The organism is Bacillus sp. BS1807G30 (assembly GCF_040047675.1).
Lineage (GTDB): Bacteria > Bacillota > Bacilli > Bacillales > Bacillaceae > Bacillus > Bacillus altitudinis.
This window is the reverse complement of sequence record NZ_CP157353.1, coordinates 699,302-718,002: the sequence shown is the minus strand read 5'-3', so window position 1 is coordinate 718,002 and position 18,701 is coordinate 699,302. Positions and strand designations below refer to the sequence as shown.

The following is an 18,701-nucleotide window of genomic DNA, read 5'->3' as shown; positions in this document are numbered from 1 at the left end:
TTTCTCCCGCCTTCTTTAAATAAACTCATCTACTGATTAATTAATTTCTTCTCATCGACCATATGCCCTGATGCTGCTTTTGCCTTTAAATACGCCTCATTATAGAGAGAGGCTTCTACCGTATGATCAAACCGTAAAACCGGAAGACCGTAAGCAGCAATGGAATCGACTTTATCTGGATTATTGGTTAAGAGATGCAATGGTTTCCCTTTGTTTAAATAGTGCAAGACAGCCGCTGCTTCCTCGTAATGCCGATCATCATCTCCGCAGCCGATCAACCTGTTCGCCTCAAATGTATCCAGTTTCATTTCCTGTAATTTATACGTGAAGGCTTTGGCCATTAGCCCAATAGAGCGCCCTTCTTGATTGGCCATATACACAAGCATGCCTTTTCCGTAATCGGTGATTTTTTTTAGCGATGATGCAAGCTGTGGACCGCAATCACATTTCAGTGACCCAAACACATCCCCTGTTTGGCAGACACTATGAATTCGCACAAGCGGCGGCACTTCATTTTCAAAGTCGCCAAAAAGGAGACAAGAGGAAAATGTTTGCTGCTCGGTACTCATTTGTACAATAGACTCAACCGTTGGCGTTGTATCAGCTTCTACAGACGCAAAGGCATACCATGTAAACTGCACTTCTTCATGTTCAATAGAGATCGGCAGGTTCACTGGCCCCACGAGCAAATAGTGTTTTTCTTGAAATGTAAAATGATGAATCATTGATTGTAGTTCAGCTACAAACTTGTTCATTTGTCTCCCCCTATTCATCACTGCACCCCATTGAACTCTCTCAGCGCAGTGATGGCGTGATGAATATGTGTATGCACTCCCTTTGCATCCTGAGCACCGGTTCCAGCTAGAATCATGGCTCAGGAGAAATTTCCTGTCATACTGGCTGAATAGATGTGCGATGCCAATCATCCATCAGTACCTTTCATAAAAGACTCTTCAGCAGAGCTGGTCACTTTTTAGACTGTCACTTGTCCAGTACAAAGGAGCAGAAATCGAGCTTCATACGCTGTATTCTCTGTAAGAGAGCAACTCCATTTGATGATTCTTGAATGGAAACTGACATGCTCTTTCTCTAAGAGAATATCTCTGCTAGCTTCGAGCTGCTTTCTCCTTTACTAGAAGCTCTGGTCCTTCAAATGCACGTCATCCGGTAGTGCCCTTTGATTGGATGAATAGTCCGTACTTCAATTCAGCTACATTGATTGAAGCATGACACCCGCCTAGGTATGCACCAAGAACCATCACATCAAACATCGCGTTTATCCTCCTTTGCACTAGATTTTGACAGCAATGACATGATGCTGGCTGATCCCAGCCTTCGCTTGTAATGGTGTAATCGAAACGAGCTCAAGTCCTGATGTACAAATCTTTTCTCCAAGCTGAGTATCTGAGAATGAAAAATGGAAGCGTCCATCTTCTCCGATTAAGCCTGTTTTCCACTCTTCTCCCCATACAACAAGGGAAAAGACACCACCTTCATGAAGCAGCGAGGAAATCTGCTTTAAGTATCGTTCATGGTCATCAGGGTGCTGATGGTGAAAGCAGCCATGATCTAAAATCAAATCAAACGTCAGCTCGCGCCCTTGATCAATTGACCAGGACATAAAATCTTGATGATAAAAATGGACAGGAACCTCTTTTCTCTTCTTCAATCCTTGCCATTCCTCATGCTCATAAAGGTCAATGCCGGTATATGCCGACAGTCCTTGTAAATGTTCAAGAGCCCGTCCATTCCCGCATCCGATATCCAGCACAGAAGCAAGTGCATCCTTTTCCCTGGAACGCCATGCCTTGAGAGACATCACAGCAGCGTCTGTTAATGATGGATCAGTGGACCACATATCTGTTCTTTGCTCATAGTGTTCTTGAAAAGCCATGCGCATTTTCTCTAAATACAACCCGCTGTCTTCATGATACAAAGCCTTTTTCATCACGTGACCTCCTTCAATTCACAATCACCTTTCCTAACAAAGGTGGTTTTCAAGCAAAAAGCCTTATGATAAAATGAAAGATGGATTTTTTAGGAAATCTGTTTTCTGAAAAAGGAGAGAAGCATCCCACATGTCACTCTTCTTTTTCAGCACTCATCTTCACATACAACCCCAGCCATTCAACTGTTACAGCGCCTTAGTTTGTTATACATTTTCTTCATATGGGTTCACCTCCTTAACAGCATTTAGAAAGCGTTTTCTTTATGATGATCCTCTGAATACCCTGAATCATATCATTGAGAAATAGGCATAGTAGAAAAACGAATCTACCATTCTAAGCTATCTATCATTCATTTCTTTTTGTCTAATAGATATTTCTTCAGTATCGCTCTGCCTCAGAAGCGCTCTCCCTTAGGTCTTAATGCATCATCATTTACAGAATAGATCCTGAAATCCACCTATCAAAAATTTAACAACTACTTCCATAATGACTTGATTAAGCCAAATATATTGTTTTTAGATTATTTTGTCAACAAATTATTTCCTAAACATTAGAATGATTTTCTAATTGAAAATACAGGTATATTTCGTGGTTTTTTGACCTTAAAACACTTATTTCTACACAAAAATATAACTTAAACCAATAGAACTAAGAAATTTATCTACTAAATTACACAAGATTTTTATTTCATTTTGAGATAAAAATAAAGATATCATAATTATTTCCCGAATGGTTTTTTGTGATATTTTCACTACTTTTTTCATTTTTTTGATGGTATCCTTTGATATTTCTATATTTTCAATTAGACATTTTACTGTTTATCCCAATTTTTTAACCTTCCTTATTATAGTGAAAAAGACAGATGGTAGTTTTTAATTATCGCAGCATGAAAAAAAGCCCCTTACAAAAGTAAGAGGCTTTTTTACGATGGCGTTTATGCCCAATTTTTCACTTTTTCATGGTCAGTCACAAAGAGAAGAACTTTTCCTTCGTCTAAATGTTCTTCAAATGTCTCAGCTTCTTCTTTTGAGAAACCAATTTCGTGAATCTTATTGCGGAGTTCATCTCCCTTTTTGCTAAAGATGTTTCCAACCGCATGCTTGAGTCCAACTTCTTTTGGACCTATCGTATTGGCATCTGCGTTGCTTGCAATACGCTCAGTTCGATCATCGTCATGGGACAGAACATAAATGTCCTCTCTTGCAACACCGAGTTGTTTTAATTGCTCCACATCTCTTTGAAGTGTTTCATCATTTGAATACTCTCTTACAACAGGTTTCATTTATTATTCCTCCTTTAACGTCTTACGAATCTTTTACCCGTCACTTTTGTCATTAAACCTTCCTCCAGCACATCCATTTTTACTCTGTGAACTTCATGCGTCTATGGACTTATTTTTGACAAAAAGACTGTAAAAATGACTAAATTTTCTGAAAAATTGTATTCATTCCTTGTCATTTGTTGTACAATTCTTATACTGGAGGCTAGAAATGGGGTGGAGCTGATGTATTATTTTTCAGCTGAGCAGCAGTTTAATGCATGGGTTGTCAGTGATTTGGTGAAACAGCTTTTTCAAAAATGGAATCCTGAAGAATCAAAAGCAAAGCCGCTTACTTTGTTTGCTGAACAGCACTTTCACATCTGCATCGATTATCTCTTTTCTATTATTATTAACATTGGAGATATCGAGTCAATCGAACAAGATCCACAAGACCTGTTGTCCTCATATTTAAATATCCTTTTTCCTTTTGTGACGCACGATATGATGAAAGCCTCCATGCAAAATGCAAATGAATATTTGTTAAAAGAACGTGATGCGGATGAGTATCAACTGTTTGGTTGTCTCCCGCCGTTCCTTTCTGTCTCTCTTCAAAAAAAGTAGCCCCCTTCTTTTAGATGGTGGCTACTTTTTTGTATGTGCTTGGAAAAGACCGTATGTTTTGAACGAAAAGAAGCATCATGTTAATGTAAATCTAGGTTGCAAGTGAAAGGGAGGATTTGACATGAGTCAACAAAAACAAATTCAATTAGCAAAACGTCCAAAAGGGTTACCTACTAAAGATGTTTTTCATTTTGAAACAGTTGATATACCAACGCCGCAAGATGGCGAAGTCTTGATTCAAACGAAATATGTGTCTGTAGATCCTTACATGAGAGGACGAATGCAAGATACAAAATCCTATACACCTCCGTTTAAACTCAATGAAGTGATCCAGGGTGGTGTGGTCGGAGAAGTCATCGAGTCCAAATCTCCTCAATTTGAGAAAGGTGATTTTGTACTTGGATTCCTTGGCTGGCAGGAATATTCTACTGCCAAAGCAGAGTCTCTGACAAAAATTGATCCATCCATTGCGCCGTTATCTTATTACTTAGGGATTTTGGGCATGCCAGGACAAACCGCCTATTTTGGACTTCTTGCGATTGGTCAGCCAAAAGAAGGCGAAACGGTTGTCATTTCTGGAGCCGCAGGTGCCGTTGGTTCTGTTGTCGGACAGATTGCTAAAATCAAAGGTGCCCACGTCGTTGGAATTGCCGGATCTGATGATAAACTGGCTTATTTAAAAGAACTGGGCTTTGATGAAACCATTAATTATAAAACAACCAATGATTTAGATGACGCCATTGCAAAAGCCTGTCCAAACGGTGTCGATGTGTATTTTGACAATGTGGGCGGCGACATCTCTGATGCTGTAATGAATCATTTGAACCGTTTTGCACGTATTCCAGTCTGCGGCGCCATTTCTTCTTATAACATTAGTGCAAGCGAAGACATTGGCCCTCGTGTGCAAACAAAACTCATTAAAACAAGTGCATTGATGCAGGGCTTCATTGTTGCCAACTACTCTGATCGTTTTGAAGAGGCGGCAAAAGATCTCGCACAATGGGTAAAAGAAGAAAAACTCACATATAAAGAAACAATCATTGAAGGCTTTGACAACATTCCTGATGCATTCCTTGGACTATTCAAAGGGGAAAATGTCGGAAAACAACTTGTCAAAATTTCATAACAAAAAAGGACCCTGCCAATTATGGAGGGTCCTTTTCTTATGCCTGCTTGGGTGCAAGGTGCAGCTGGCCTTGCTTATACACGATTTCTTCAAGCGAAAGATTCAGCTTTTTCGCCATTTTTTTCAGCATTGATTGCTCTTGAGGTGTGACAAGACTGATGACTGCGCCTTCTTTGCCTGCACGGCCGGTTCTGCCTGAACGGTGAATATAGCCTTCTTCATTTGGCAGATCCGCATGAATGACGTACGGTAAGTCGTCGATATCAATGCCTCTAGCCGCTATATCTGTTGCAAGGAGGAGCGGAAATTCACGCTGTTCAAAAGCCTTTAAGATGACAGCACGCTCTGCTTTCTTCGCTTCACTGTGAAGCACACCAAGGTCGACATGGTGATACGCTAATTTTTCTGCATAAATGCTCAAATTCGTAATATCTCGCACAAAGACAAGTGCCTGCATGTCCTCAAGCCGTGATAGCTTTTGCAGTAATTTCACCTTGTCGCGCTGATCACATAACAGGTAATAATGCCCTACCTTCTGCGCTTCTTCTTGGCTTCTGCTAATTTTCAATACCTCTGGTTCAGATGCAATGTCTTTGATCAGCTGAACGGTTTCTTCTTTCAATGTTGCAGAAAAACAAAGGATTTGTCTTTCTTTTAATGTGGACTTAATGATCCCTTGGATCGTTTTCATATGCTCTGGGACAAGAAGCTGGTCTGCCTCGTCTAACACGATCGTTTTCACTTCATGCATTTTCAGTTTCTTGATTTTGATTAACTCTTGTACTCGGCCCGGTGTCGCCACCACGATATTCGGGTGTTTTTTTAGCTTTTCCTGCTGCTTCTTGATATTTGCCCCGCCTATTAAGGAAATAGCTTTGATGTCTGAACCTTGTTTGAATTCTTGCACGACATCAAAAATTTGCATCACAAGCTCTCTTGAAGGTGCCAAGATTAAGACTTGCGGGTGTTTGATACTCACATCAATTTTATTTAAAAGCGGCAGAACATACGCAAGGGTCTTCCCTGTTCCAGTCGGTGATTCTGCGATCACATCGCGTTTTTCCGTAATCCACTCTGCTGTTTGTTCTTGTATCGCTGTTGGCTTCTCAAAGCCAGCCGCTTCAAAGTTCTTTTGAATAAATGGCTTTGCTTCTTTCAAAAATGCCCAATTTTCCGTCATGTTGATCTCCTTTATCCTCATTCAATCTATCCTTAAGTATCTCAAAATCAGCTTTGAAACGCAATTTTTCTTTTGATGCTTTTATCGAGCCGGACAGTTCGATATAATCATGAGAGGCACTAGCCGTTTTGAATCTATTTGAGGTGTAAAAAATGATATTATCTGTTAAAGATTTAAGTCATGGCTTTGGCGACAGAGCCATTTTCCACGAAGTCTCCTTCCGGTTATTAAAAGGCGAGCATGTCGGCTTGATCGGCGCCAACGGTGAAGGAAAGTCAACGTTTATGAATATTATTACTGGCAAGCTTGAGCCAGATGCAGGAAAAGTCGAATGGGCAAAAAATGTCCGTGTCGGCTACCTCGATCAGCATACCGTGCTTGAAAAAGGAAGAACCATTCGTGAAGTCCTTCAAGATGCATTCCATTATTTATTCTCAATGGAAGCCGCAATGAATGACATTTACGAAAAAATGGGTGAAGCAGATCCTGATGAGCTAGAAAAGCTTTTAGAAGAAGTAGGCGTCATTCAGGATGCCCTGACGAACAATGATTTTTATATTATTGATTCCAAGGTAGAGGAAATTGCAAGAGGTCTTGGGTTAACAGATCTCGGGCTGGATCGTGATGTGACAGAGCTGAGCGGCGGACAGCGTACAAAAGTACTGCTTGCGAAATTGCTGTTAGAGAAGCCTGAAATTCTTCTTCTTGACGAGCCGACCAACTATTTAGATGAACAGCATATTGAGTGGCTGAAGCGCTATTTGCAGGAATATGAAAATGCATTTATCCTCATTTCACATGATATCCCGTTCCTAAACAGTGTCATTAACTTGATTTATCATGTCGAAAATCAAGAACTCACGCGATACGTTGGTGATTATGATCAATTTAAACAAGTGTACGAAGTGAAAAAGCAGCAACTAGAGGCAGCGTATAAAAGGCAGCAGCAAGAAGTGGCTGAATTAAAGGATTTTGTCGCGAGAAACAAAGCACGTGTCAGCACTCGAAATATGGCGATGTCTCGTCAAAAGAAACTCGATAAGATGGACATGATTGAATTAGCGGCAGAAAAACCAAAACCAGAATTCCACTTTAAACCTGCACGTACATCAGGGAAATTGATTTTTGAAACGAAGGATTTAGTCATTGGGTATGACGAACCGCTCTCTCGTCCATTGAATTTAAAAATGGAACGCGGGCAGAAAATTGCGTTATACGGTGCCAACGGTATCGGAAAAACGACACTGCTCCGAAGTCTTCTTGGAGAAATATCCCCCATTTCTGGTGAGGTGGAACGCGGAGAATTCCTGCATATAGGCTACTTTGAACAAGAAGTAAAAGAGCAAAACAGCAACACTTGTATCGAAGAGGTGTGGAGCACCTTCCCATCGTACACACAATATGAAGTCAGAGCTGCCCTTGCCAAATGCGGTTTAACGACAAAACATATTGAAAGCCGTGTGTCTGTTTTAAGTGGTGGTGAAAAAGCGAAGGTCCGCCTTTGCAAGCTCATTAACGAAGAAACCAATTTGCTTGTTCTCGATGAGCCGACAAACCACTTGGATGTCGATGCAAAAGAAGAATTAAAGCGCGCGTTAAAAGAATATAAAGGCAGCGTCCTATTGATTTCCCACGAACCTGAATTTTATCAAGATGTGGCTACTGAAACTTGGAATTGCGAATCCTGGACAACCAAAGTATTATAACGACAAAAAAAAGCCTCATATCTTTTCAAAAGATATGAGGCTTTTTTCTATTAATGACCTGCTGGGATATTCACCAGATGCTTACGGCCAAGAAGCAGGATGACCATTCCTAAGAGAACAACTGCCGCCCCTACATAATAAGGGGTGCTTGCTGTGTAAGTTTCAGCGAGAACTCCCGCAATCCAAGGCGCAATCGCACCACCAATAAATCGTACAGCACTGTATGAAGATGATGCAATTGAACGCTCAACAGGAGCTGATCCCATCACAGCCGTCGTCAGCACCGTATTGATCATGCCGAGGATTCCCCCAGCAATGACAATACCGCAAATGACCACGACCACATGTGATGTCCATATTCCAATGCCGAATAAAATCACAGCAAACGAAGCAAAGAGAACAACAAGAGCTGTTAATGTACCCAATTTGCGATGAATGACCGGCGCTGAGAAGACAGATGTCACAGCCAAAAATAATCCCCATCCAAAAAAGACATAACCAAGACCATGCTCATCAAGATGGAGCACAAATGGCGAATAAGCTAGAAGAACAAAGAATCCAAAATTATATAAGAAAGCAGCAGATGCCATCGTTAAAAGCCCTTTGTATTTCAAGGCTCCAACAGCTTCAAATAATTTCACCTTTTTCTGCGGCTTTTGTATAGGTGGAAGCATAAAAATAATAGCTAAAAGAGCAACGAGCATTAACACTGCCACGCCAAAGAATGGCCCGCGCCAAGAGATCGTTCCAAGCTCACCGCCAAGGAGCGGCCCAACAGAAATCCCAAGACCTAGTGCCGCCTCATATAAAATGATGGCTTTCGCACTTCCTCCAACAGACACACCGACAATGACTGATAATGCCGTTGAAATAAATAAGGCATTCCCAATGCCCCATCCGCCTCTAAAACCAATTAATTCATTAATGGTTGAAGAAGTACCGCCTAAAGCAGAAAAGACAATAATAAAGATGAGTCCTAATAATAACGTCCATTTGGCACCAATACGACTAGAAATAAAACCGGTAAAAAACATCACAAAGCCGGTGACAAGCAAATAGCTCGTAAATAAAAGAGACACCTGACTTGGAGATGCATGTAATTGCGATGCAATGGCTGGCAAAATCGGGTCTACAAGCCCTATTCCCATAAATGAAATCACACAAGCAAAGGCCACCGCCCAGACGGCCTTTGGCTGTCTAAGCAGACTCGTACGCTGTTTTAATACTTCTTCTTCCTTCATTCCATCAGAACCTTTCCTACAGTTGTTTAACAAAATAAAATAAACACGCTGAGGTGTTTATTTTATTTTGTTGACAAAGGGCTAAAATGAACTTTATTTTAGCCCTTTGTCTTCTTTTTCAGCGTGATAGAAAACCTTTGCAGTCTAGGAAGGACGAGTACTGGCGCGGAGCGAATTTGTCATTCGTGAGCACCGGCACGCAGGACTGACAAAGAATGCGAGGGTTTGTCTACACGCTGAAATAAACACGCTAAGGTGTTTATTTTTGTAATTGCTCAATGGCATGAGCCGCTCTTTCTTTCATCATTTCAAGATCCTTTTTAAAGGATTGAATCGTTTCTAGCTTTTTTGTAATCAATTGATGCTGCACAGTCAGCTGCGCATCAATATCTAACAGCTTCTCTAATCGTTCCTTCGGGTCAAGAGATAACAGGTAGCCTTCTTTATTCAGCTCAAGCTGTTTTCCGATTTCCATAAACGACTGAAGCTCTTGTAAAGAAAAGCCAAGTACTTCTTTGGCCTGCATCACTTTCTCCAGTTCTTCCATGTCGTCCTCTGAGTAAAGTCTGACACCGCCCTCTGTCCGCTTTGGTGCTGGTAATAAACCAATCTCTTCATAGAAACGAATGGTTCGTTTCGTCAGACCGCTTCTTTTCGCCACTTGATCAATTTTCATCCATTCCATCGCCAGTGCCTCCTGCTCATCATTTCATGTTTTATTATACATCTTTATGACCTTAACGTAAACGTTAATTTTTAATCACTTGATTTCTATTGTGGTTTGATGCAGAATAAATAAGAATCATTACGTTTTAAAGGAGGTACCATATGCGTTCATTTCCATCCAAAAAAGAACGACACGCCCAATTCGGTTCTGTCCCGCCAAGCGCTAGAACAAAACCTTGTCAAAAAGAGGACATGATAGACATCCAACAAACCGAACAGGACTTTTATTTTGATCTGGAACAGGTCGGAATTTGCTGTGTGTCGTACCCTGTACATATTTTGTCTAAAACGGCTCCACAGCAGCAAACCTCTTCCGCTGATTTTACGTTGAGTACATATTTGCCAGCTCATCAAAAAGGCATTCATATGAGCCGTCTCACTGAGCAGCTTCACTCATTTTATGAGAGCGGAAAGCCGGTTGATGTGGATTCCTTAAAAGAATTGACGGCACAGCTTGCCAAGCAAATGAATCAGCCATCTGCCTCGATTCAAGTTTCCTTTCCGTGGTACATGGAAAAAAAGAGTCCCATCAGCAGAAAGTCCGGTTTGATGCATGCAGACGTGCAATATGTCATCCACTTTCATGAAGAAAACGGATGGATTTGTCATATTGGCTGCACTGCTCAAGTGACAACGTTATGTCCTTGTTCAAAAGAAATCAGTGAATACGGCGCACATAATCAGCGTGGCACTGTATCTATTCAGGTAGAGCTGTTTGAACAAGGTCAACTCCCTGACGACATGAAAGCAGATCTACTGCAGATCATCGAGTCTAATGCGAGTGCGCCCCTTTACCCTGTACTCAAAAGACCAGATGAAAAACAAGTGACAGAAGAGGCCTATGAAAATCCACGTTTTGTAGAGGATGTTGCGAGGTTAATTGCAGCAGAGCTATATGAACAAAACTGGATTAAAGGCTTTCAAATTGAGTGTCGAAATGAAGAATCCATTCATCAGCACGATGCTTATGCCAAATGTTCTTATCAAAAAAAACTGTAGATTGTCTCTACAGTTTTTTTGCCAACCTTTATTTTTCATTACTTTCTAATTCCTCAATCATCAGCGACAGTTCTGTCCAGCGGTCCATCGCTTGTTCTAGTTCTTCAGCGACGGCTTTTTGCTTGTCCATCAGCTCTTGAATTTTTCCAAAATCACTGCCAGCCTCTGCAATGCTGGCTTCGAGCTGCTGGTGTTTGTCCTCTAGTGCTTGTATCCGATCTTCAATCCCATCCCATTCAAGCTGGTCCTTATAGGATAGTTTTTTCCTCTTTTTCGGTGCAGCTTCTACTTGTTTTTCAGCTGGTTTTGTCTCTGTCCGCTTCTGTTCTTTTTCTTGCTCCATGTAATCGCTGTAAGCACCCTGGAAGTGTGAAATGCGTCCATTTCCTTCAAACACAAGCAGACGATGGACGACTCGGTCTAAGAAATAACGATCATGCGACACGGTGATGACTACGCCTGGGAACTGCTCCAAATAATCCTCTAAAATGCTGAGCGTCTCTGTATCAAGATCATTCGTCGGCTCATCTAAAAAGAGAACATTCGGCTCTTCCATCAATACCTTCAATAAATACAATCTGCGGCGCTCTCCCCCTGACAGCTTGCGGATAAACGTGCGCTGTATGGATCTAGGGAATAAAAATCTCTCCAACATCTGCTCTGCTGTCACAATGACGCCATCTGCCGTTTTGACAATTTCAGCTGTTTCTTTGATGTAATCAATGATATTCAGCTCTTCATTCATTTCGTTATGGTCCTGCGTGTAATAGCCAATGCGGACTGTTTGTCCAATGGTCAATTGTCCGTTCGTCGGTTCTATTTTACCCGCCAGGCAATTGAGTAGAGTCGTTTTGCCCACTCCATTCGGTCCGATAAATCCGATGCGATCACCTGGCACGACTAAATCGCTGAACTGATCCACAAGGGTTTGACCACCAAATGTGATGCTGATCTCTTCTGCCTCAATCACTTGTTTTCCAAGCCGGTGAGAACCGATCGCAAAATCAAGCTCTCCCTTTGCATCAGGTCCCTTTTGATCCTTCAGCTCTTCCACTCTGCCGATACGTGCTTTTTGCTTTGTCGTTCGAGCCTTTGCCCCTCTTCTCAACCATGCAAGCTCACGTCTAAGCAGGTTTTGACGTTTCGTTTCTTTTACTTGAGCTTCTGCTTCTCGTTCCGCTCTTTTTTCTAAAAAGACTTCATAATTTCCTTTATATGTGTAAAGCTGCCCCTGATTTAATTCATAAATCCGATTGGCGACACGGTTTAAGAAATAACGATCATGGGTGACAAGAATGACAGCCCCGCTGTATTGACTCAAATATCCCTCAAGCCATTCAATGGTTGCGTTGTCTAGATGGTTTGTCGGCTCATCTAAAATCAGCAAACCCGCAGGCTGGATTAAGTTTTTGGCAATCGCCACACGCTTTTTCTGTCCGCCTGATAACGCATGAACAGAACGGCTCACATCTTTGACACCAAGCTTTGTCAAAATCGTTTTCGCCGAAAGGTTCGCATCCCATGCGTCGTCCTGATCCATTTTATTTTGCATACGCATAAGCGCTTCTTGTTTTGCCTCGTTTTGTGGATCATGCTCTAAATCAGCCAGCGCCTGTTCATAGGCTTTCATCGTTTGAATCATTGGTGCTGTTCCTGAAAAAATATAGTCGAGAATCGTTTCATCTCCGCTCATTTCAGGATCTTGCTCAAGAAATTCGATATCAAGTGTCCCTGCCTTTGTAATGTCGCCTTCCTCAAATGATTCAAGTCCTGCAATGACTTTTAAAAGCGTTGACTTCCCTGTTCCATTAGGTCCAATTAACCCGATGCGTTCCTTTGGTTCTATATGAAAAGAGATATGATCAAACAGCGTTTTTTCGCCATAGGTTTTATATAATCCTTCTACATTCAATAAACTCATTTTATCAGCCCTTACATAGATTCTTCCTTTATTTTAAATCAGCCAGTAGCAGAAAACTAGTTTTAAAAAAACCCGCTGCTGAAAAGAATGTTTCCTTTTGATGCTCGATACACTATGAAGAGGTGATCTAAAGATGATAACCATTAGTTTATGTATGATTGTGAAAAATGAAGAAGAGGTTTTGGCTGACTGCCTGTCTTCTGTTCAAGACATTGTAGATGAGATGATCATTGTTGATACAGGATCAACGGATCAAACAAAGGACATTGCTCACTCCTTTTCAGCAAAGGTACTCGACTTTGAATGGGTCCAGCATTTTGCAAAAGCACGCAATTTCGCTTTTTCCCATGCAACAAAAGAGTATATCTTATGGCTGGATGCCGACGATGTCCTGCTTGAAGAGGACCGGCAAAAACTGCTTCAGCTCAAACAGACGCTTGATCCCGCAGTAGATGCCGTCTCGATGTTTTACCACGTTGGATTTAGTGAGGACGGTCAGGTGAATTTTAAATATAGAAGAAATCGGCTCGTCAAGCGTGCCTTGAACTTTCAGTGGTATGGGGCCGTTCATGAATTCCTTCAAGTGTATGGCAACATTTTTCCCGCTGATATCGCCGTCACCCATCAAAAGCGTAAGAAAACAACCGCTGGAGAGCCTGGACGCAATCTGCGCATTTATGAAAACATGCTTGCAAAAGGCGAAGAGATGACACCTCGTGATCTCTTTTACTTCGCCAATGAATTACGAGATAACAAGCAGCATGTGAAGGCGATTCGCTTTTATCACAAATTTTTAGCCACAAAACAATGCTGGATTGAGGATGAAATTCGCACATGCCAAAATTTAGCTGACTGCTATTATGCAGTCGGTTTTGAGGAAGCCGCCTTATCGTCCTTATTGCGATCCTTCTTATATGATCAGCCCCGTCCAGAATTTTGCTGCCGGATTGGGGATCATTTCAAAGCACAAAATAAATACAAAGCGGCCATCTATTGGTATGAGCAGGCACTGAAGGCACCTGAAATCGAAACAGCCTTTACACTGACACAATATAAAACATGGTATCCTCACCTTCAGCTTTGCTATTGTTATTATCAGCTCGGTGATTTGGCTCAAGCCAAAACCCATCATCTTGCATCCTCAGCCCATTACCCAACCCATCCTAGTGTGCTGTACAATGAAAAAATATTTGCTGAAGAAACGTAAATCTCCTGTTATCACATCCGCCTGTCAATGACGGCGGATGTCTTTTGATACACATTAGACTATTGTGACATTTAATACTTTAGTGATTTAAAGCGTTTTTCAACCAATTGACTAAATTGTCATTTACGCATATACTAACATTCGTCTTACGAAAAGATTTATCCATTAGGAGGTCAACATGAGTTCTTTATTTAGAAAAAAGTCTCTCGATCAGCTCATGCTTGAAAGTCAAACGAAGCGGCTGAGCCGTTCTTTGAATACATTTGATTTAATCTTGCTTGGCATTGGCTGTGTGGTCGGGACTGGAATTTTTGTGATAACGGGGGTTGCGGCTGCGAAAGATGCGGGACCTGCGATTATTATATCTTTTATTTTGGCTGCGATCGCATGCGCCCTTGCTGCTTTTTGCTACGCTGAATTTTCCTCGTCCATTCCAGTGTCAGGAAGTGTCTATACGTATTCTTACGCAACACTTGGAGAATTCCTCGCCTTTTTAATGGGCTGGGATTTAATGCTTGAATATGTTGTTGCGCTCTCTGCTGTGGCAAGCGGATGGTCATCCTATTTTCAATCACTGCTCAGTGGATTTGGTCTGCACATACCGAAGGCTTTATCGGCTGCACCCGGAGCCGCTGATGGGGCCATCTTTAACCTGCCAGGCGCACTCATTATTTTACTCATTACCTTTATTGTCTCAAGAGGCGTAAAAGAGAGCACAAAGCTGAATAACATCATTGTGCTCATCAAAATTGCCATTGTCCTCCTCTTTATCATTTCAGGCTTTGCTTACGTTAAACCTGAAAATTGGACACCTTTTATGCCAATGGGCTTCCATGGCGTGATTGCTGGAGCGGCAACTGTCTTTTTTGCTTACCTTGGATTTGATGCAATCGCTAATGCATCAGAAGAAGTCAAAAATCCGCAAAAAGCGATGCCAATTGGAATCATCGGTGCGCTCGGCGTTTGTACGATTTTATACATCGGGGTTTCATTTGTCTTAACAGGCATGGTTCACTACACGAAACTGAATGTCAGTGACCCTGTCGCTTTTGCGCTTCAAGTGGTTGGCCTGAATAGTGTCGCTGGTATTATATCGGCAGGTGCTATTATCGGGATTACGACCGTGTTAATTGCACTTGTCTACGCTCAGGTGCGTTTAACCTTTGCTATGAGCCGAGATGGACTCATGCCGAAAATCTTTTCAAACGTTCATCCAAAATCGAAGACACCGGTTGCCAACACTTGGCTGACAGGCGCTGTTGCGGCATGTATCGTTGGATTCGTCAACTTATCAACACTTGCTAATTTAGTCAGCATCGGTACACTTGCGGCCTTTACGGTGATCTCGATCGCTGTGATCATACTCCGGAAAAAACATCCGAATATGAAGACAGCGTTTAAAGTACCCTTTGTCCCTGTCCTTCCCATCATTAGTGCGGTCATTTGTATGATATTGGCTGCCACACTGAAATGGGAGACATGGCGAGCCTTCCTCATCTGGGTAGCCATTGGTGTCGTTGTGTATTTTACCTATGCAAGACGCAAAAGCCATCTGAATCAAACACAATAGAAAAGAGACACGGGGAATCCCGGTCTCTTTTTTGTTTAAATCACACTGTTTTTCACTGAATTCGAGTCCACCATATCTGGATCTAATACGCTTGAAATTGGAATGACAAGCGGTGAACAATCTCCATTGTCCTCACCAAAACCCTGGTTCAATTTCATCGAGAGAAAATAATCGATCTGCTGATAAGGTCCTAGCGTCAGTGATGCCCCCCGATCCATTGCATTGATTTTAAAAGCACCGACATTGACGACTGAGGGTGAGAATAACATCACACATCACTTCCTTGGAATAGGTTTAGCTGCTGGCGAAAAAGAGGCAGGTGAGTCCACTTGATCTCGATCATCTACATGGCTCTTTGTTCCGACAAAACCGCTAGCATCTCCAAAATTCTGTCCGTACCCCTGATTTTTTTTATCTGAGTTTTGCCACTCTGCTAACAAATTTTGTCCGACATTCACCGCCGACGCATTTTCAAAGGAATTAATTTTTAACATGAAAATATTAATATTGATATACGGAGTTGGTTGAACCACAGATAAACCTCCTTTTTATAGGTATATGCGAGCACCCATCAAGTATGTTAACAGGAGGTCTTCACATGGACTTCGAAAAAATGAAGCAGTGGATGGACATTGCCCAGCAAATGCATGGAGATGATTTTTGGAAAATGATATTCGATGATGAGCAAAGATCTCCCTTTATGGCAAATGGTCCGTCTCCATTTACATTCTCGCAGCAAGATCAGCGAGGAACAGATGCATCGTTTCCACCAGTCGACATTGTGGAAACCCCTACTGAATTTCAGTACTTAATTTATCTGCCTGGCTACCGGAAGGAAGATGTTCAGGTGCTGTCATATGGTGAATATTTGGTTGTAAAAGGACAGCGTTTTTCCTTTTTTAACGAACAGGATTTTCGCCAAAAACAAGGAAAGTATGGTCCGTTTGAAAGAAAAATTCGGCTCCCAGATATGATTCTTGGTCAAATGAATGCGGCCTTTAAAGACGGCGTGCTATACATTCGTCTGCAAAAAGATGAAGGAAAAGCAACTGCGATTATCATAGATGACGAATATTGATACTGACTGCGTCTATTAGATCACGATCATCAATCGTTTCAATCGGCAAGATCGTGATCACGCTATCGGCATTTTGTTCACCAAAACCATTGTTTCTTTTGATCGTCGAGCAGTGATTTCGTACGATCGTTGAACCGAATGTCATCGAGGACCCTGTACCAATCGTATTCGTTTTCATATGGGTAATCTGAATGCGTGTAGGCAGCATGCACTTCTCCCCTTTCATGTATCTCTATAAGTATATACCGGGCAGCTTTTCCATAGACTAGAGCAAGGCGAAAGAAAAGGTTGTGGTCCACTTGAAACATTTCATTCAATCACTCTTTAAAAAAACCGAAGCCAGTCCATCCCCATCTGTCGTCGAGCTGGAAAAAAGACTCACCGCTCTTGAGCAAAAAATGTCTGCACCTGCTCCGCCTGTCTCTGAGGATACGCACATTCACATTGAATCACTGCATGTGGACAAAATTGACTACCATTTAGAGTTTGGTGAGCTTTCCATTGATCAGCTTAAAGGCAGACTCAACATTGGGGCCACCTATTACACGCCAAAGGACCCGCACCTCAAAAAGGCAGCTTCAGTACCGAAGCCAAAAGAAACAAAAACACCAAAAGTCTCCATTCGATCAAAGTCTTCATCTCAGCACGACCGGAAGCCAGAAATAAACCGCAAGCACAATCGCTACAATACTGATCACATTTAGCCAAAAGCCAGCCTTGACCATATCAGATATTTTCAGCACGTCCGCACTAAAGACAGCAGCATTTGGTGGTGTGGAGATTGGCAACATAAACGCACATGAAGATGCTAACGCAGCCGCAGCCATTAAGCCGTACGGCTCCATGCCAATTGCAAGTCCAAGCCCTACTGTAATCGGAATGATCATGTTCGCAACTGCTGTATTAGACATAATTTCGGTCATAAATAAAATAGAAGCCGTTAAAATAATTAGCAGCATGAGGTAAGACAGCCCATTTAAATGCTGTAAATTTTCCCCGATCCATCCTGTTAGATTCGTTTCCGCAAATCCTGTAGCGAGCGAAAGCCCGCCTCCAAACAAAAGCAAAAGCCCCCACGGCAACTGCTTCATATCCTGCCATTCTAGTATTCTCTCTCCATTTGTCGCTGGAATGAGAAATAACAGCATCGCCCCAAAGATTGCGATCGACGTATCCGAGACAGGAAGCCCGCCAAACAAAAAGATTTTAAAGATCCATAAAAAAGCCGTCATAAGAAAAATAGCAAAAACCCATTTTTCTTCTTGTTTCATTTTGCCTAAATCCTCTAAACCCTTCCGTATAAACGCTGCTCCCATTTCCCCTGTGTGCTCTACCTTGAACTGTATCTTGGTCAAATACAGAAATAAGAGAATAAGCAGAACAGCCGCCACCGGAAAACCAAACAAAAACCATTCAAAAAACATAATTTCTCGATCTAACAGCTTTTTTGACATCGCCGCAAAAACAGCATTTGGCACAGACCCAACGAGTGTCGCCAGTCCGCCAATAGAGGCTGAATAAGCGACCGATAATAGGATGCTTTTACTGAATCGGTCAAGAGATGCACCAGACAAAATATCGTTCGCCTTCACCTCTTTAATCACAGCCAGTGCCACCGGCAGCATCATCAGTGCTGTGGCTGCGTTTGAAATCCACATAGATAGAAAAGCCGTTGCCATCATAACCCCTAATACAATGCGGTCACTTCTTGTACCAATGATGTTTAAAATATGTAAGGCCATTCTTCTATGTAAATTCCATTTTTCAATGGCGATGGCAATCATAAATCCGCCCATGTACATAAAAACAATCGGGTCTCCATAAGCTCTTGATGTTTGCTCCATCGATAGCCCGCCAAGTGTTGGCAAAAGGATGATGGGCAATAAAGAGGTAGCCGGTATAGGCAAAGCTTCTGTGACCCACCATGTCGCAGTCCAAGCCGTAACGCCCAGTACGACTCTTGGTGCATAGGTCAATTCACTTTCTGGAATGAGCAAAAAAATAAGCAAAAAGAAGATCGGTCCAAGAACAAGTCCAGTCAGATTCACTTTTTTATAAACGATCACAATTCCTCCTCCATGAGAACGCTTTTAATTTTTTCTAATTTTTCACATTC

At 41.9% G+C, this 18,701-nt stretch carries 19 protein-coding genes; 8 read left to right on the top strand and 11 right to left on the bottom strand.

Annotation, left to right across the window (positions count from 1 at the left end; genetic code table 11):
* Positions 1-29: 29 nt before the first annotated feature.
* The 3 genes from ABG082_RS03620 to ABG082_RS03610 form a co-directional block, all read right to left on the bottom strand.
* Positions 30-755 carry a GTP cyclohydrolase II gene (locus ABG082_RS03620; RefSeq protein ID WP_017360404.1) on the bottom strand — a complete coding sequence of 242 codons (726 nt, stop codon included), beginning with the start codon at positions 753-755 and terminating at the stop codon, positions 30-32.
* Positions 756-1,291: 536 nt separating this feature from the next.
* On the bottom strand, positions 1,292-1,948 hold the full coding sequence (locus ABG082_RS03615) for a methyltransferase domain-containing protein (protein WP_019743853.1): 657 nt from the start codon (positions 1,946-1,948) through the stop codon (positions 1,292-1,294).
* Positions 1,949-2,883: 935 nt separating this feature from the next.
* Entirely contained in the window at positions 2,884-3,231 is a 348-nt protein-coding gene (locus tag ABG082_RS03610; RefSeq protein WP_007496775.1) for a general stress protein, read from the bottom strand.
* A 222-nt stretch (positions 3,232-3,453) separates the two neighbouring features.
* On the opposite strand from ABG082_RS03610, the gene ABG082_RS03605 reads away from it, so the two are divergent.
* Together ABG082_RS03605 and ABG082_RS03600 are read left to right on the top strand one after the other, a co-directional pair.
* Positions 3,454-3,831: a YfmB family protein gene (locus tag ABG082_RS03605; protein ID WP_073414540.1), complete on the top strand. Its 378-nt coding sequence runs from the start codon at positions 3,454-3,456 to the stop codon at positions 3,829-3,831.
* A 121-nt stretch (positions 3,832-3,952) separates the two neighbouring features.
* Positions 3,953-4,957: an NADP-dependent oxidoreductase gene (locus ABG082_RS03600; RefSeq protein ID WP_017360407.1), complete on the top strand. Its 1,005-nt coding sequence runs from the start codon at positions 3,953-3,955 to the stop codon at positions 4,955-4,957.
* 37 nt (positions 4,958-4,994) lie between these two features.
* Here ABG082_RS03600 and ABG082_RS03595 read toward each other — a convergent pair whose 3' ends face one another.
* Positions 4,995-6,137: a DEAD/DEAH box helicase gene (locus tag ABG082_RS03595; RefSeq protein ID WP_348936550.1), complete on the bottom strand. Its 1,143-nt coding sequence runs from the start codon at positions 6,135-6,137 to the stop codon at positions 4,995-4,997.
* A 152-nt stretch (positions 6,138-6,289) separates the two neighbouring features.
* Between ABG082_RS03595 and ABG082_RS03590 the strand changes: the two genes are divergently transcribed.
* The gene (locus ABG082_RS03590; RefSeq protein WP_008343192.1) at positions 6,290-7,843 is read left to right on the top strand and encodes an ABC-F family ATP-binding cassette domain-containing protein; all 1,554 of its coding nucleotides are present in this window, start codon (positions 6,290-6,292) and stop codon (positions 7,841-7,843) included.
* Between the two features lie 50 nt (positions 7,844-7,893).
* On the opposite strand, the gene ABG082_RS03585 is transcribed toward ABG082_RS03590, so the two are convergent.
* Together ABG082_RS03585 and ABG082_RS03580 are read right to left on the bottom strand one after the other, a co-directional pair.
* On the bottom strand, positions 7,894-9,084 hold the full coding sequence (locus ABG082_RS03585; RefSeq protein WP_348936549.1) for an MFS transporter: 1,191 nt from the start codon (positions 9,082-9,084) through the stop codon (positions 7,894-7,896).
* A gap of 259 nt (positions 9,085-9,343) precedes the next feature.
* Positions 9,344-9,769, bottom strand: a complete 426-nt coding sequence (locus ABG082_RS03580) for a MerR family transcriptional regulator (RefSeq protein WP_008344167.1) — start codon at positions 9,767-9,769, stop codon at positions 9,344-9,346.
* A gap of 143 nt (positions 9,770-9,912) precedes the next feature.
* Between ABG082_RS03580 and folE2 the strand changes: the two genes are divergently transcribed.
* Positions 9,913-10,809 carry a GTP cyclohydrolase FolE2 gene (gene folE2 / locus ABG082_RS03575; RefSeq protein WP_272511881.1) on the top strand — a complete coding sequence of 299 codons (897 nt, stop codon included), beginning with the start codon at positions 9,913-9,915 and terminating at the stop codon, positions 10,807-10,809.
* Positions 10,810-10,837: 28 nt separating this feature from the next.
* Here folE2 and ABG082_RS03570 read toward each other — a convergent pair whose 3' ends face one another.
* A complete protein-coding gene (locus ABG082_RS03570) occupies positions 10,838-12,730 on the bottom strand; it encodes an ABC-F family ATP-binding cassette domain-containing protein (protein ID WP_272511882.1) in 1,893 nt (630 codons plus the stop codon).
* A gap of 133 nt (positions 12,731-12,863) precedes the next feature.
* Between ABG082_RS03570 and ABG082_RS03565 the strand changes: the two genes are divergently transcribed.
* Together ABG082_RS03565 and ABG082_RS03560 are read left to right on the top strand one after the other, a co-directional pair.
* Positions 12,864-13,937, top strand: a complete 1,074-nt coding sequence (locus tag ABG082_RS03565) for a glycosyltransferase family 2 protein (RefSeq protein WP_017360413.1) — start codon at positions 12,864-12,866, stop codon at positions 13,935-13,937.
* A 178-nt stretch (positions 13,938-14,115) separates the two neighbouring features.
* A complete protein-coding gene (locus ABG082_RS03560; protein WP_008344176.1) occupies positions 14,116-15,507 on the top strand; it encodes an amino acid permease in 1,392 nt (463 codons plus the stop codon).
* Positions 15,508-15,542: 35 nt separating this feature from the next.
* On the opposite strand, the gene ABG082_RS03555 is transcribed toward ABG082_RS03560, so the two are convergent.
* Together ABG082_RS03555 and ABG082_RS03550 are read right to left on the bottom strand one after the other, a co-directional pair.
* Positions 15,543-15,776 (bottom strand): hypothetical protein, encoded by a 234-nt coding sequence (locus ABG082_RS03555; protein WP_008344178.1) that lies wholly within the window; start codon positions 15,774-15,776, stop codon positions 15,543-15,545.
* Positions 15,777-15,782: 6 nt separating this feature from the next.
* Positions 15,783-16,040, bottom strand: a complete 258-nt coding sequence (locus ABG082_RS03550; protein WP_008344180.1) for a hypothetical protein — start codon at positions 16,038-16,040, stop codon at positions 15,783-15,785.
* Between the two features lie 65 nt (positions 16,041-16,105).
* On the opposite strand from ABG082_RS03550, the gene ABG082_RS03545 reads away from it, so the two are divergent.
* The gene (locus tag ABG082_RS03545) at positions 16,106-16,585 is read left to right on the top strand and encodes an Hsp20/alpha crystallin family protein (RefSeq protein ID WP_008344182.1); all 480 of its coding nucleotides are present in this window, start codon (positions 16,106-16,108) and stop codon (positions 16,583-16,585) included.
* Here ABG082_RS03545 and ABG082_RS03540 read toward each other — a convergent pair.
* Positions 16,566-16,793 (bottom strand): hypothetical protein, encoded by a 228-nt coding sequence (locus ABG082_RS03540; RefSeq protein ID WP_142154338.1) that lies wholly within the window; start codon positions 16,791-16,793, stop codon positions 16,566-16,568. The genes ABG082_RS03545 and ABG082_RS03540 overlap by 20 nt on opposite strands.
* Positions 16,794-16,884: 91 nt before the next feature.
* Here ABG082_RS03540 and ABG082_RS03535 point away from each other — a divergent pair, with 91 nt between their 5' ends.
* A complete protein-coding gene (locus ABG082_RS03535) occupies positions 16,885-17,289 on the top strand; it encodes a hypothetical protein (protein WP_056705609.1) in 405 nt (134 codons plus the stop codon).
* On the opposite strand, the gene ABG082_RS03530 is transcribed toward ABG082_RS03535, so the two are convergent.
* Positions 17,221-18,651 (bottom strand): DASS family sodium-coupled anion symporter, encoded by a 1,431-nt coding sequence (locus ABG082_RS03530; protein WP_024718600.1) that lies wholly within the window; start codon positions 18,649-18,651, stop codon positions 17,221-17,223. The genes ABG082_RS03535 and ABG082_RS03530 overlap by 69 nt on opposite strands.
* Between the last annotated feature and the right edge of the window lie 50 nt (positions 18,652-18,701).

Excerpts from the sequence above, each read along its gene's own strand:
- ABG082_RS03620 (WP_017360404.1), bottom strand. The coding sequence starts at position 755 with ATGAACAAGTTTGTAGCTGAACTACAATCAATGATTCATCATTTTACA.
- ABG082_RS03615 (WP_019743853.1), bottom strand. The coding sequence starts at position 1,948 with ATGAAAAAGGCTTTGTATCATGAAGACAGCGGGTTGTATTTAGAGAAA.
- ABG082_RS03610 (WP_007496775.1), bottom strand. The coding sequence starts at position 3,231 with ATGAAACCTGTTGTAAGAGAGTATTCAAATGATGAAACACTTCAAAGA.
- ABG082_RS03605 (WP_073414540.1), top strand. The coding sequence starts at position 3,454 with ATGTATTATTTTTCAGCTGAGCAGCAGTTTAATGCATGGGTTGTCAGT.
- ABG082_RS03600 (WP_017360407.1), top strand. The coding sequence starts at position 3,953 with ATGAGTCAACAAAAACAAATTCAATTAGCAAAACGTCCAAAAGGGTTA.
- ABG082_RS03595 (WP_348936550.1), bottom strand. The coding sequence starts at position 6,137 with ATGACGGAAAATTGGGCATTTTTGAAAGAAGCAAAGCCATTTATTCAA.
- ABG082_RS03590 (WP_008343192.1), top strand. The coding sequence starts at position 6,290 with ATGATATTATCTGTTAAAGATTTAAGTCATGGCTTTGGCGACAGAGCC.
- ABG082_RS03585 (WP_348936549.1), bottom strand. The coding sequence starts at position 9,084 with ATGAAGGAAGAAGAAGTATTAAAACAGCGTACGAGTCTGCTTAGACAG.
- ABG082_RS03580 (WP_008344167.1), bottom strand. The coding sequence starts at position 9,769 with ATGGAATGGATGAAAATTGATCAAGTGGCGAAAAGAAGCGGTCTGACG.
- folE2 (WP_272511881.1), top strand. The coding sequence starts at position 9,913 with ATGCGTTCATTTCCATCCAAAAAAGAACGACACGCCCAATTCGGTTCT.
- ABG082_RS03570 (WP_272511882.1), bottom strand. The coding sequence starts at position 12,730 with ATGAGTTTATTGAATGTAGAAGGATTATATAAAACCTATGGCGAAAAA.
- ABG082_RS03565 (WP_017360413.1), top strand. The coding sequence starts at position 12,864 with ATGATAACCATTAGTTTATGTATGATTGTGAAAAATGAAGAAGAGGTT.
- ABG082_RS03560 (WP_008344176.1), top strand. The coding sequence starts at position 14,116 with ATGAGTTCTTTATTTAGAAAAAAGTCTCTCGATCAGCTCATGCTTGAA.
- ABG082_RS03555 (WP_008344178.1), bottom strand. The coding sequence starts at position 15,776 with ATGTTATTCTCACCCTCAGTCGTCAATGTCGGTGCTTTTAAAATCAAT.
- ABG082_RS03545 (WP_008344182.1), top strand. The coding sequence starts at position 16,106 with ATGGACTTCGAAAAAATGAAGCAGTGGATGGACATTGCCCAGCAAATG.
- ABG082_RS03540 (WP_142154338.1), bottom strand. The coding sequence starts at position 16,793 with ATGCTGCCTACACGCATTCAGATTACCCATATGAAAACGAATACGATT.